The sequence below is a fragment of the Thermosyntropha sp. genome, from assembly GCF_017656155.1.
Taxonomy (GTDB): Bacteria; Bacillota; Syntrophomonadia; order Syntrophomonadales; family Syntrophomonadaceae; genus Thermosyntropha.
The window spans coordinates 165,030-178,908 of the sequence record NZ_JACDOH010000001.1 but is presented as its reverse complement, the minus strand read 5'-3'; the positions used below and the strand labels follow the sequence as shown (position 1 = coordinate 178,908).

Below are 13,879 nucleotides of genomic sequence, written 5' to 3'. Positions count from 1 at the left end.
ATATTAATTTTTCATTTTTATAAAAAAAAATCCCCCAAAAGGGAATTTTGTTAACTAAATTTATCTGTTTTCCTACTATTTATCATTCATATATTTACAACCGCCTGCCGGCTGCGCAGCTTGTTAATCGCCCTTTCCAAACCGTCAACAGTGAGTTCCTCCATCGGGAAAATCTCAGCAATCTTTTTTATGGTAAAAGCCCCGTCAGTCCAGTCCCAGTAATCCCGGGGAATAGGATTAAGCCAGACTGAATATTCGAAATGACGTCTTATTCTCCTTAACCAATCTATTCCTGGTTTATCATTGTAAAGCTCCCAGTCAATTATCCCTCCAACTCTGGTAAGCTCATAAGGAGCCATGCTGGCATCCCCCACTATTATTACCCGATAATCCGGATCATAAGTTTTAAGCACATATTCTGTATCCGTATAATCACTCAAACTGCAGTGAGGCGTATGAAAAAGCCAATCATATATGCAGTTGTGAAAATAGAATACTTTTAAGTCTTTAAAATGATTTGATTTATTAACCGCAGTAAAAAGCTGATTGCACAGACGGCTGTATATAGTCATAGAACCGCCGGCATCCATTAAGAGCAAAACCTTTATACTGTTTTCCCTGGGTCTTTCCCATACCAGCTCCAACCTTCCCGCATTCTGGCATGTCTTGTTAATGGTTCCGTCCAAATCAAGCTCGGTTTTTTGCCCATCTAAGCGGGAGGTAAACTGGCGCAACTTGCGCAGGGCTACCTGAAACTGACGAACCCCTAGGGTTTCATCTGTTCGAAATTCCTGGAACCTTCTCATTCCTGCCACCTTTACTGCCGACAGGTTACGGGACTGCCCCCCTATTCTTATTCCACCGGGGTGATAGCCGGAATGTCCAAAAGGCGAAGTCCCTCCGGTTCCTATCCAGTAGTTTCCTCCATGATGCTCCTCGGTCTGTTCTTTTAACCTTTCCTCCAGCATTCGTTTTAGTTCATCCAGGTCAAGCTGCCGGTTATTGCGCCTCATCTCTTCGGTAATTTCCATTTCCGGCAGCTCTTTATCAAGCCATTCCCAAATTTTTTCGGGCAAACCTTCAGGGGTTTCTACATCTCGAAAATAGCTGGCAAAAGCCAGATCAAAGCGGTCATAATGTGCCTCGGTTTTTACAAGTATTGCACGGCACAGATAGTAAAAACCGGTAAGGCTGGAGCCTGCCAGGCCTTTCTCTAAAGCGTCCATCAAAGTATACCATTCATTCATAGAAACAGGAACACCGTATTCTTTTAAGGTGTAAAAAAACCTGGTAAACATGATACATCCCCTCTTTTAACTAGAGCTTAAACCCGAAAACGGTTGATTGAGCTCCCAATATAAGTAGAGTTGGCATTCTTGTTTCTAGTTTTATTATATACCTCATTTAATACCAAATCTAAATCTTCATTCTTCTTAAGCAGAACTCCCAGGAAAGGAAGATCCTGCTTAATTTTGCTTGGTTTAATACCGCCTACTACCAAAGCCTGCAGCCAGTCGATCAGTTCGCTGGTGCTGGGTTTTTTCTGAATATTCGGGATGCTTCTCAGCATATAAAAGGTTTCCATGGCCTGTTCTAAAAGCTTCTTTTCAATGTTGGGATGATGAACCCGAACTATCTTTTCCATTTCTTCCGGGGCAGGAAAAGCTATATAATGGAAAATACACCTTCTAAGAAAGGCATCCGGAAGCTCTTTTTCCGCATTGCTGGTTATTATTACTATAGGTCTATGTTTAGCCGTAATCGTTTCTTTCGTTTCCGGGATATAAAAACTCATCTGGTCTAATTCCCACAAGAGGTCATTGGGGAACTCCAGGTCAGCCTTGTCAATTTCGTCAATCAGAAGGACTACCTGTTCGTCGGAAACGAACGCTTCTCCCAATTTGCCCAATTTAATATACTGCTTGATGTCGGAAACATCTCCTTCGCCAAACTGGCTGTCATAAAGCCTTTGCACCGTATCATAAACATATAAGCCTTCCTGAGCCTTGGTGGTAGATTTTATGTTCCATATAATAAGCTTTAATCCCAGCGCATCAGCAATACTCTGCGCCAGCATGGTCTTTCCGGTTCCCGGCTCTCCTTTTAAAAGAAGCGGTTTTTGCAACGCAATCGCAATATTTACACTGTTCATAAGCTCTTCAGAAACTATATAGTCAGATGAACCACGGTATATTTTTATTTTTTCTACCACTTTCCATTCCCCCAATATTCATCTATTAATTATACATTTTTAAATCAAATGTTAGCAAAAATATCTTTTATCGTCAATGTGAAAAGAATCTCTTTAATGACTAACAGCAGGAATTTACCGATTATTTATCTTATGTGCATATTTCCCGGCTACAAAACCGGTAGAAAAAGCTGCCTGCAGGTTAAATCCTCCTGTATATCCATCAACATCAATCACTTCTCCGGCAAAAAATAATCCTTTTATCAGTTTGGACTCCATGGTCTTGGGATTAATTTCTTTCACATTCACTCCCCCGGCAGTAACTATGGCTTCTGCTATCGGCCTGGTTCCGTTTACAGTAAAGTTAAGATTTTTAAGAAGCTCTAAAAGCCTTCTTCTCTCCTCACGCGTTATTTGATGACATGGTTTTTCTTTATCTATTCCGCTTAAATTTATTATCACCGGAATAAGCTTTCCGGGTAAAAGATCATCCAAGCCATTCTTAAACCGGCGCCTTGCATATTTAGCCAAATCCCTCTGCAGCCTCTTGTCCAGTTTTTCTTCATCTAAAGCCGGTTTCAGATCAATAAAAACCTTAACCTTCCCCCCTTTTTCCCGCAAACAGCTTACTATATCGCGGCTCATGCTTAAGATTATAGGACCGGAAAGGCCGTAATGAGTAAAAAGCATCTCACCAAATTCTTCATTTATTTTTTTTCCTTTCATGGTATAAGATGCAGCCCTTACATTTTTAAGGCTTAATCCCTGTAAATCCTTTACCCAGGCTTCTTCCACCACTAAAGGCACTAGTCCGGGAAAAGGTGTAATTATTTTATGACCAACCTTTTCAGCAAAACGATAGCCATCTCCGGTCGAACCCGTCCCCGGATAAGACAATCCTCCAGTAGCAATAACAATCGCATCAAAAGGGAAAAACTCCCCTTCTGCTTTTATCCCGGTTACCCTGCCTCCTTCAACGCAAACATCCTCAACCTCTGATGAAAGCCTTATTCTAACCCCTATCCTTTTAAGTTCAGAATTTAGGGCATTAACCACTTCATCTGCATCATCCGAAACCGGGAAAACCCTTTTTCCCCGCTCTACCTTTGTTTCAACCCCTAATCCGTTTAAAAAACGAATAAGATCGTAGTTAGAAAATTCATGAAGAGCGCTGAACAAAAAACGCCCGTTGCCTGGATAAGAAGAAATGAAATTTTGTAAGTCTTCTTCCGCCGAAGTTATGTTGCATCTACCCTTGCCTGTAATCCTAAGCTTGCTGCCCAACCGCGGTTTTTTTTCGAACAAAACCACCTTAGAACCAGCTTTAGCTGCGGTGATTGCTGCCATCATCCCGGCCGGCCCTCCTCCAATCACGCCTATTTCTGCCAAACGATTACCCTCCTTACTTTATTTTTGTTCTATTTTTGTTGTCTAGCAGGATTTTATCTGTTACAATTTTTGTTATATGCAACACTGATCTGGAGGTAATAAAATTGAACAAAACTGCTGCTAACGGAGTACCTAGATATATCTATTTTGTAATTGTAGCAATTTTAGCCCTTATGTATTATTATGCCGCTTTTGTCGACACTTCACCGGCAGAAAATGCAGTAGAAGATTTTTATACTGCTTATTTTAACCGGGATTACGCTGCTGCAGCTCAAAATTTAAGTGTTTTCTGGGCAGTACAGTTTCTGCCGCAGTATCAGTCTTATTCCCCGGAGGAGCTCATTAAAAACCGGGATAAAATCATAAAAGAAATTACTGAGATAATAACTGAAATAGAAAGCAAAAACAAAATCCCCTCCGACCTCAGCATTAAAATACAGAAAAAATACTCAAAAAGAGAAAAAAACAGTGCGGTGGTAGCGTACAGCTTTGTTGAAAAAGGGAAAGAACAGGGAATGGAAGTTGCTATTTTAATTTATGAAAAAGGCGGCTGGCGCATCATAAGTTTTTCTCCAACCGCCCCGGAAGCGATGGAGCAGATTACCAAACAGGATATGAAAGATTTAGACAAACAGTTTTCCGAGCTTACGAAGTCACATTCGAATAAATAATGCCTCAAAAATAACAGGGATGGAAAACAGCCATCCCTGTTTAAATTTTCATTTCAGTTCTTCCGCCATTCGGTGCAGCTCATCGACAGCCTTTTCTAAGCCTGCTATCATTTCAATTATCTTTTCTACCGCCTCTGTCTGATGAGTTATAAGTGCATTTATCTCTTCATTGCCGGCTGCTGCTTCCTCAGTAGAAGAGGATATTAATTCAACTTCATTCACCATTTCATTGCTGGAAGCTAAAACCTCCTGCAACACCGCTGATACTTCCTGAATAGCCCTGTCAATCAGGCGCGCGCCCTCCCCAATGCGGTTGAAAAGGGCCTGGCTTTCCTCAACTGCTTCACACTGCTTGCTGGTTACCTGGTTGGATTTTTCTATTTCTTTAACTGCAGCTTCCATGTCGGATTGGATTTGATTTATAAGGCTAGCAATATCTTGGGTAGCCTGTCTTGATTCTTCCGCCAGCTTGCGTACCTCTTCTGCCACTACCGCAAATCCCTTTCCGGCTTCTCCTGCCCTGGCGGCCTCAATAGCCGCATTTAAAGCCAAAAGGTTCGTCTGGTCGGCTATTCCGCTTATGAGATCTACTATATTTACAATCTGAGCCGACTTCTGGTTAAGCATATAAACGGCCCGGTTTACCGAATCCTGCACACTGCTTCCTTCCTGCATATACCGGTTCTGCCGGTCTAAAGCATTAAGCCCCTGTTCCACTATTTCCTTAAATTCCTGGGACTTAACTGTAACTTGATTTATATCTTCTCCGGCACTTTCTAAAGCATTTACCACCTGTTTTACCATTTCAGCCGTTTTTCCTGCATGATTAGCTTCTTCAGTTGCTGCCTCAGCCATTTGCTCTGCACTGGCATTAACCTGCCTTGCCGTTTCTCCGGTTTCCTCTGCTAAAGTCAAAAGCTCCTGAGAGGAATTTTTAAGCATATCAGCCTTGAGTGCAACATCTCTCCCTGCTCTTCTTAACTCTTCAGCCAGCTTGTTAGCCTTATCTTTATTTTCTATTGATTTTAATAAAAGTCTTCTGGCTACATTGGCAATTATCCCAGCTGCAATACCAAACCATAAGAAGCAAAAATATCTTACCCCTAAAGTAGCTCCTATATTACCTTCCGGGATAACTTGGGGAAAAAGTATTATCCACGCTGTATGCAGAACAAATACAAGAACAGTAGCAAAAACTGTAAGCGGAACGTCGAAATACAAAATACTGAGGCCCATAACCAGATATAGATTGGCAAAAAGCTCTTTTGAGCCATGCATTACACAATCAAACAAAAACATAATAATCCCTACCATCAAAACGGTAAGATACTTGCTTATTCCCCTGGCTGCATTTTTTTTCACCAAAAGATAAGTTGCAAAAATTATTGCCGATGCCATGGCAATCTCCTGCAATATTTTGTTCAAGGCGAGTGATTCCGAACCGGTTCCACTGAAGTAAATCCCTAATGTAGCAAGGTTGGCCAGCACTGTAATTATAATCGTAGCAATAAACATCCGCCGGTGGCTTTTCAACATATTTTCAGTAAGAAGTGTATTATCTCTCATCCCTTCTACCCCCAAGTTAATTTTTGGTTAAATTCGCTTCTAAATTATAAATTCCTGCTTTATTGACAAATTATTCTAATAGAAGTTCATTTATACAAAAATTCAATATAAAATAAATAAAAAAAAAGTCGGACTTTGTTTCCGACTGTTTTTTCAAAAAAATTTCTATTTTCCGACCAAATCTCTACAATCTATAAGGCACCCATGCCCTAAGACACAATCTTTTAAGACCATATTTTTCTCCACAACATTTCCGTCCCATATAACCGCATTATGTACAACTGCCCCTGCTTCTATCCTGCAGCCGTCACCTATAATCGAAGTTCCGCTGATTCGAGCTTCCGGATCTAAAAAAGTCTCTCTACCTGCAAGTATTCTCCCTCTCCCAGTGTTTATAATATTTCCGTTAACCTTTATTTTGACCTTCCCTTCCAGAACATCAATGTTAGCTTTATGATAAGTCTCAATATTTCCCACATCACACCAGTAGTCATCAACCGGCACGGCATAAAAAGGTGCTTTTATATTTACAAGATGAGGAAATACCTGTTTCCCAAAGTCATAAAACTCATTTTCCGGTATGTATTTAAATATTTCCGGTTCAAAAATATATATCCCCGTATTGGCATAATGGCTTAAAGCCTCTTCTTTTTTAGGCTTTTCCTGAAAGCTTCTTATCCTGCCATCTCCATCGGTTATAACTACTCCAAATCTTTCTACTTCCTCTACTTCCTTTATGGCAATAGTAGCTAAAGCCCCTCTTTTTTGATGTTCATTTAAAAGTCGGGTCAAATCAATGTCGGTTAAAGCATCGCCGCTGACCACAACAAAGGTATCATCCAAAAACCACGCACACCTTTTAACTCCCCCTGCCGTGCCCATAAGTTCTTCTTCTTCCGAATAATGCATAGATACTCCAAAATTTTCACCATCTCCAAAATGGTTCAATATCATAGAAGCATGATAGTGCAAATTAGCAATAATATCTTTAAAACCATGTTCTTTTAAAAGGTCTACTATACTCTCCATTAAAGGGCGATTTCCCATCGGTATCATCGGCTTAGGAATATTAGCGGTAAGCGGCATAAGTCTGGAACCAACTCCAGCCGCCATAATCATAGCTTTCATTTCCTCATCCTCCCCCAAAAACTCCAGTCATTTTAATTTACTATACCATTTAAAGCAGCCTCGGGTCAGCCCCTTTAATAATGTAAAAACTTTCAAAAAATAAGCCCATAAAAAAACAGCAGGTCCATCCTGCTCTCAAATCAGGCAAAGATAAATTAATTGCTTTTATTCTTATTATATTCAGGCATATTGGAGCAGCAGATAATCTAAATGAGTTTTAATTTCCTGCAAAATCAAATTAAAAGCCGAAGTCTTCTCTTTTCCCTGAGAAGAACTTTCTTCGATTTTTCGGCTCAACTCCTTAATCTCATTTATTGTTCTCATAATGCTTTCATAGTCATCTTCCATAATATAAAATGCTAAAATACTTAGTTCTTCATACAAATCCTTTACATCCTGTTTCTTATTGGAAATGCCATCCAAATAATTTACCTGGGCTAAGAGAGCCCGATAGCAGTTGCTTATATTTTTTTTATCCTCCTTCATAATCAAAAACCCCTTTTCTTTTCATTCTGCTCCCGGCAGAATGAGGATTAATCTACATATTATGTATTAATATGTAAATTTATGATAAAATATTCCTCTAAATAAGTCTAACTTAATAATTTTATGCCTATCTATAAAATAAAATTATGTTTTTCAGATTTAATCCTTAAGCCTAAACCAATTTTTCTCTTTTCTTTCAAAAAGAATCAAACCAATTTAAACAGCACCCGTAGACAAAAAAGCGGGTGCTGTTCTTTGCTGAATTACTGTATTCTTCTTTTCATCAAAAGGTAGTTTATACTGTCTACTAAAGCCTGCCAGGAAGCCTCAATTATATTTTCGGAAACGCCTACTGTGCTCCACTTACCTGTCTTATCAGAAGATTCAATGAGTACTCTTACTTTAGCAGCAGTTCCTTCATTTCCGTTTAAAACGCGCACTTTATAATCGGTAAGGTGCATTTCGCTTATTTCCGGATAAACCTCAGTCAAAGCCTTTCGCAGGCAGTTATCCAGTGCATTAACGGGGCCATCACCTTCAGCCGCGGTATGGAAAGTCTTATCTCCTATTGTAATCTTTATCATAGCCTCTGAAGTTATCCTGTCTTCCTCGCTCTTTTCCAGTATTATCTTTAGGTTGTTAAGTTTAAAAAAATCTTCATATTCGCCAAAACCTTTGCGCAAGAGCAGTTCTAAAGAAGCATCGGCACCTTCAAACTGAAATCCTTGATTTTCAAGTTCTTTGATTTTCTTTATAACTTCCCGGGTTTTAGCGTCATAGTTGTTTATATCCATATTAAATTCTTTCGCTTTGTAAAGCAGGTTGGACAATCCTGAAAGCTCCGAAACTAAAACCCGCCGATGATTCCCCACATCTTCAGGATTAATATGTTCATAGGTAAGAGAATCCTTTAAAAGGGCGCTTACATGGACCCCTCCTTTATGGGCAAACGCGCCATAACCTACAAAAGGCTGATTATTATAATGCGGCATATTAGCAATTTCACTTATATAGTGGGCAACTTCAGTCAAATGCTTAAGTTTGCCTTCCGGGAGGCACCTAATTCCCATCTTGAGCTCTAAGTTGGGAATCACCGCACACAGGTCAGCATTGCCGCACCTTTCTCCAAAACCGTTCATAGTCCCCTGCACCTGGCGGCAGCCTGCCCTCACCGCTATGAGGGAATTAACCACCGCACAGGCTGAATCATTATGGGCATGTATTCCTAAAGGCACATTTATATGTTTTTTAACTTCTAAAACTATTTTTTCAACTTCCCATGGCATAGTACCTCCATTGGTATCGCATAAAACAACCCAGTCTGCTCCAGCCTCTTCTGCCGTTTTTAAAACAGACAAGGCATAATCCGAATTATTTATATAACCATCAAAGAAATGCTCTGCATCAAATACTACTTCCAAATTGCGTTCTTTAAGATAAGATACGGTATCCCTTACCATTTTAAGATTTTCTTCGAGTGTGGTTTCTAAAGCCCTTGTAACGTGAAAATCCCATGACTTTCCGAATATAGCAATTGTTTTAGCGCCTGATTCCAAGAGGGTTTTTATATTATTATCCTGTTTTATAGGTATTCCTGCTTTACGGGTAGAGCTGAAAGCAGTTATCCGGGCATTTTCAAACTCCAGATTTCTTACTTGCCGGAAAAATTCCAGATCTTTAGGATTGCTTCCCGGCCATCCTCCCTCAATGTAAGCAACTCCTAAACTGTCGAGTTTTTTAGCAATTTTTATTTTGTCATCCAGAGAGAAAGAAATTCCTTCTCCCTGGGAACCATCGCGCAGAGTAGTATCATAAATTGCTACATCAAACCTTTTATCCCCAATCATTTTTCCTCCTTTACACTCATTTTATTTCATCATTCTGATTTTCTCTGCTACTTTATCTCCCATTTGTTCAGTATTAAGCTCAATTTTGCCGGGTTCCATAAGGTCCGGAGTACGATACCCCTCCATCAATACCTGCCTTACTGCCGCTTCAACTGTCTTTGCTTCTTCTTCCAAATCAAAAGAATAGCGCAGCATCATAGCAGCTGAAAGAATAGTAGCTAAAGGATTAGCTTTTTTAAGCCCGGCAATATCCGGTGCACTTCCGTGAGCAGGTTCATAAAGCCCAACCTCTCCACCGATAGAAGCGCTGGGAAGCATACCGATAGAGCCGGTAAGCATAGAAGCTTCATCAGTTAATATATCTCCAAACATGTTTTCGGTAACTATAACATCAAATTGTTTGGGGTTACGGATAAGCTGCATAGCGCAGTTGTCTACATACATGTGAACTGTTTCAACATCCGGATATTCCTTGGAAAGTTCAGTAACCGTTTCCCTCCAGAGCCTTGAGCTTTCCAAAACATTGGCTTTATCAACCGAACACAGCTTCTTTCTGCGCTTGCGGGCTGCTTCATAGGCAAAGCGGACTACCCGCTCAATCTCATAGGTAGAATAGCTTAATATATCAGTAGCCTTCTGTCCATCATCAGCTGTCTTTTCCCTGGTTTTTTCTCCAAAATAAAGCCCACCGGTAAGTTCCCTTACTACTAAAATATCTACCCCTTCTATGACCTCTTCTTTAAGAGTAGAAGCATGAATCAATCCAGGGAAAAGCATACAGGGCCTTAAATTAGCAAAAAGCCCCAACTCTTTGCGCAGAGGGAGAAGTGCTCCCACCTCCGGACGCAGGTGCACCGGCAGGTCGTCCCACTTAGGTCCGCCGATGGCTCCCAACAAAACTGCATCGGAAGATTGACAAAGCTCTAAAGTCTCATCAGGGAGAGGATGTCCCACTGCATCATAAGCAGCTCCTCCTACCAGTGCTTCTTTAAAAACAAATTTATGTCCAAATCTGTCGCCAATCGCTTCCAAAGCTTTAATAGCCTCAGGTACAATCTCTACTCCAATACCATCTCCTGGTAAAACTGCAATCTTATACATTATACGCACCCTTTCCTGTATATTTTATTTAAGCCTTTTCTTTCTGCAGTTTATCTTTTACATAATCAATTAAACCGCCTTTATCCATTATTTCCTGCATAAAAGCCGGAAAAGGAGTAGCATTATACTCTTCTCCGGTACGCAGGTTCTTTATCTTACCGGTTTCCAATTCTACCTCTATTTCATCACCTTCGCTTATAGCATCAACTGCTTCCGGACATTCCAATATAGGCAAGCCTATATTTATACTGTTACGATAAAAAATGCGCGCAAAAGATTTGGCAATAACACAGGATACTCCGGCTGCCTTTATTGCTATAGGAGCATGTTCACGCGAACTCCCACAGCCAAAATTCTTATCAGCTACGATTATATCCCCCGGCTGTACCTTTTTAGGAAACTCCGGATCCGCATCTTCCATACAATGCTTGGCAAGCTCAACAGGATCAAATGTATTGAGATAGCGAGCGGGAATAATTGCATCAGTATCTATATCAGCGCCAAATTTATAAACCTTGCCGGTAAACTTCATTTTCTCATACCCCTCCTTATCATCTTCAAAATCGATTAAACTGCCCAGGGAGGCGTGATTCTGCCTGTTATCGCACTGGCCGCAGCTACTGCCGGGCTTGCAAGATACACTTCACTTTCCGGATGTCCCATCCGTCCTACAAAGTTGCGGTTAGTAGTAGCTAAAGCCTTTTCTCCCTTAGCCAAAATACCCATATGACCTCCCAGGCAAGGTCCGCAGGTAGGTGTGCTTACTGCTGCACCTGCCTCAATAAAGATTTCGATATATCCACGGCGTACTGCTTCCAAATAAATCTGTTGAGTTCCGGGAAGAATAATAACCCTTACTTCCGGATGCACCTTTTTCCCTTTCATAATCTTAGCCGCAATCTCTAAATCTTCAATTCTTCCATTGGTACATGAACCGATAACCACCTGGTCTATGGAGACATGAGCAGCCTCGCTTACCGGTCTTACGTTTTCCGGAAGATGAGGGAAAGCCACCAACGGTTCAAGTTTTGAAACATCATATTCCCGGACTTCAAAATATTTAGCATCTTCATCTGATTGATAAACCTCAAAAGGTCTTTTAGCCCTTTCCTTTACATAAGCTAAAGTTATTTCATCCGGTTCAATTATTCCATTCTTTCCACCTGCTTCAATAGCCATATTAGCCATGGTAAAGCGGTTGTCCATGGAAAGATTCTTTATTACCTCTCCGGTAAACTCCATCGACATATAGCGTGCACCATCGACCCCTATATCTCCTATAGTATGGAGAATAAGGTCTTTTCCGCTCACCCATTCCGGGAGCTTTCCATAATAAACAAATTTGATAGTTTCCGGAACTTTGAACCATGCCTCTCCGGTCGCCATAGCAGCTGCCATATCAGTAGACCCTACCCCGGTGGCAAATGCTCCCAAAGCTCCATAAGTGCAGGTATGAGAGTCAGCCCCTATAATAAGGTCACCTGGTAAAACCAATCCCTGCTCAGGTAAAAGGCAGTGCTCTATCCCCATCTGTCCAATCTCAAAATAATTTTTTATCTCATATTTCCGGGCAAATTCCCGCACTGTTTTGCACTGTTCAGCAGATTTTATATCTTTATTAGGGGTAAAATGGTCAGGAACCAGCATAATCCTTTCTTTGTCGAAAACCTTATCTACCCCTAACTTGTTGAACTCCGCAATTGCTACCGGGGAGGTAACATCATTCCCCAAGACTACATCAACCTTGCAGTTTATAAGTTCTCCCGGCTCTACATAATCTTTACCTGCATGTTTGGCTAATATCTTCTGGGTTATCGTCATTCCCATTTTCCTTAACTCCTCCTTTTTCCGTTCTCTTCAAAAAGGTAACCAAAAATTCAGTTTGGGAACCATCCCCAATTTTTAAATCAAGAACTTCGATTAAGCTGTTTTTCATAATAATACTTGTTAATAGCATTTATATAAGCTTTAACACTTGCCTCAATTACATCTGTGCTTAAGCCTCGACCGGTATAAAGCTTGCCGTCAATCTCAATCTTGGCGATAACTTCTCCTAAAGCATCCTTACCTCCACTGATGGAGTTTAATTTATAATCATGCATCTTGCCGTAAATATCAGTTATCTTATCTATGGCATGACATGCTGCATCGACTGGTCCATCACCTGTAGAGGCAGCTTCCAGTATATTACCCTCGATATTAAGCTTTACCGTAGCAGTTGGAACTATGCTGGTTCCACTGGAAATATGCAGGTATTCTAAGCTGAATCTCTCCGGAACTGCCCTTACCTGTTCATTTACTAAAGCTTCCAAATCATCATCACTTATTTCTTTCTTCTTGTCAGCAATGTCTTTAAATTTAACAAAAGCCTTTTCCAGCTCTTCTTCTGTCAGCTTATAACCCAGCTCCTTTAAACGCTCCCTGAATGCATGGCGTCCGGAATGTTTGCCTAAAACCAGTTTACTGCTTTTTACTCCTACCAGTTCCGGACTCATGATTTCATAAGTAGACCTTTCTTTCAAAACCCCATCCTGATGAATACCTGATTCATGGCTGAACGCATTTTGCCCTACAATTGCCTTGTTGGGCTGCACCGGCATTCCGGTTAAAGTGCTGACTAAGCGGCTAGTTCGGTAAATTTCCTGATAATTTATATTAATATCTTTCTTATAAAAGCTGCGGCGGGTATACAGGTTCATTACAATTTCCTCTAAAGCAGCATTGCCTGCCCTTTCTCCTATGCCATTAATTGTACATTCTACCTGTCTTGCACCGTTCATAATCCCTGCCATAGTATTAGCCACCGCTAAACCCAGATCGTCGTGGCAGTGAACGCTTATGATTGCTTTATCTATATTGGGAACTCTTTCACAAATTGTCCTGATAAAAAGGCCAAACTCATCTGGCACCGCATAACCTACAGTATCAGGAAGATTTACCACCGTTGCTCCTGCCTCAATAACCTTTTCAATCAGCAGAGCCAAATAATCAATATCGCTTCTTGAAGCATCTTCAGCGGAAAATTCCACATCACTGCAATACTTTTTAGCATACTTTACTGCCTCTACTGCCTGCTCCAAAACCTCTTCCCTGCTCTTTTGCAGTTTATATTTAAGATGTATGTCAGAAGTAGCGATAAAAGTGTGAATACGGGGTGTTTCTGCTCCTTTTACTGCTTCCCAGGTGCGATCTATATCTTTAAAATTAGCACGGCACAATCCTGCCACCACTGCTCCTTTTATATTATCAGCAATCTTTTTAACTGCCGCAAAATCTCCAGGAGAGGCAATAGGGAATCCAGCTTCTATTATGTCAACTCCCAGACGGGTAAGCTGATGGGCTATTTCCAACTTTTCATCGACATTGAGGCTTACACCAGGTGACTGTTCCCCATCCCTCAAAGTAGTATCAAAAATATAAATGCGGTCACTATTCGCCACAATACCCCTCCTTTGCAAACGAAATTCATTATTTTAAAAAGCGGGGTGAAAAATATCACC

The 13,879-nt window shown here is 40.8% G+C and carries 12 protein-coding genes; 1 reads left to right on the top strand and 11 read right to left on the bottom strand.

The window, feature by feature from the left end:
* Window positions 1-86: 86 nt before the first annotated feature.
* From H0Z36_RS00925 to H0Z36_RS00915, 3 genes are all read right to left on the bottom strand, one after another.
* Window positions 87-1,298: a VWA domain-containing protein gene (locus H0Z36_RS00925; protein WP_296863001.1), complete on the bottom strand. Its 1,212-nt coding sequence runs from the start codon at window positions 1,296-1,298 to the stop codon at window positions 87-89.
* Window positions 1,299-1,324: 26 nt separating this feature from the next.
* The gene (locus H0Z36_RS00920; protein ID WP_296863354.1) at window positions 1,325-2,152 is read right to left on the bottom strand and encodes a MoxR family ATPase; all 828 of its coding nucleotides are present in this window, start codon (window positions 2,150-2,152) and stop codon (window positions 1,325-1,327) included.
* Window positions 2,153-2,326: 174 nt separating this feature from the next.
* The gene (locus tag H0Z36_RS00915) at window positions 2,327-3,580 is read right to left on the bottom strand and encodes an NAD(P)/FAD-dependent oxidoreductase (protein ID WP_296862999.1); all 1,254 of its coding nucleotides are present in this window, start codon (window positions 3,578-3,580) and stop codon (window positions 2,327-2,329) included.
* Between the two features lie 104 nt (window positions 3,581-3,684).
* Here H0Z36_RS00915 and H0Z36_RS00910 point away from each other — a divergent pair, with 104 nt between their 5' ends.
* Window positions 3,685-4,251 carry a hypothetical protein gene (locus tag H0Z36_RS00910; protein WP_296862997.1) on the top strand — a complete coding sequence of 189 codons (567 nt, stop codon included), beginning with the start codon at window positions 3,685-3,687 and terminating at the stop codon, window positions 4,249-4,251.
* A gap of 48 nt (window positions 4,252-4,299) precedes the next feature.
* Here H0Z36_RS00910 and H0Z36_RS00905 read toward each other — a convergent pair whose 3' ends face one another.
* From H0Z36_RS00905 to H0Z36_RS00870, 8 genes are all read right to left on the bottom strand, one after another.
* On the bottom strand, window positions 4,300-5,817 hold the full coding sequence (locus H0Z36_RS00905; RefSeq protein ID WP_296862995.1) for a methyl-accepting chemotaxis protein: 1,518 nt from the start codon (window positions 5,815-5,817) through the stop codon (window positions 4,300-4,302).
* Window positions 5,818-5,982: 165 nt separating this feature from the next.
* On the bottom strand, window positions 5,983-6,945 hold the full coding sequence (locus tag H0Z36_RS00900; protein WP_296862993.1) for an NDP-sugar synthase: 963 nt from the start codon (window positions 6,943-6,945) through the stop codon (window positions 5,983-5,985).
* A 180-nt stretch (window positions 6,946-7,125) separates the two neighbouring features.
* Window positions 7,126-7,431, bottom strand: a complete 306-nt coding sequence (locus H0Z36_RS00895) for a hypothetical protein (RefSeq protein ID WP_296862991.1) — start codon at window positions 7,429-7,431, stop codon at window positions 7,126-7,128.
* Window positions 7,432-7,694: 263 nt separating this feature from the next.
* Window positions 7,695-9,278 (bottom strand): citramalate synthase, encoded by a 1,584-nt coding sequence (gene cimA / locus H0Z36_RS00890; RefSeq protein WP_296862989.1) that lies wholly within the window; start codon window positions 9,276-9,278, stop codon window positions 7,695-7,697.
* A gap of 21 nt (window positions 9,279-9,299) precedes the next feature.
* Window positions 9,300-10,379, bottom strand: coding sequence for a 3-isopropylmalate dehydrogenase (gene leuB / locus H0Z36_RS00885; RefSeq protein WP_296863353.1), 1,080 nt, complete (start codon window positions 10,377-10,379; stop codon window positions 9,300-9,302).
* A 28-nt stretch (window positions 10,380-10,407) separates the two neighbouring features.
* Window positions 10,408-10,911, bottom strand: coding sequence for a 3-isopropylmalate dehydratase small subunit (gene leuD, locus H0Z36_RS00880; protein ID WP_296862987.1), 504 nt, complete (start codon window positions 10,909-10,911; stop codon window positions 10,408-10,410).
* Window positions 10,912-10,946: 35 nt separating this feature from the next.
* Window positions 10,947-12,206 carry a 3-isopropylmalate dehydratase large subunit gene (leuC, locus tag H0Z36_RS00875; RefSeq protein ID WP_296862985.1) on the bottom strand — a complete coding sequence of 420 codons (1,260 nt, stop codon included), beginning with the start codon at window positions 12,204-12,206 and terminating at the stop codon, window positions 10,947-10,949.
* A gap of 80 nt (window positions 12,207-12,286) precedes the next feature.
* Complete coding sequence (locus tag H0Z36_RS00870) at window positions 12,287-13,819, bottom strand: 2-isopropylmalate synthase (RefSeq protein ID WP_296862983.1); 1,533 nt, start codon at window positions 13,817-13,819, stop codon at window positions 12,287-12,289.
* Between the last annotated feature and the right edge of the window lie 60 nt (window positions 13,820-13,879).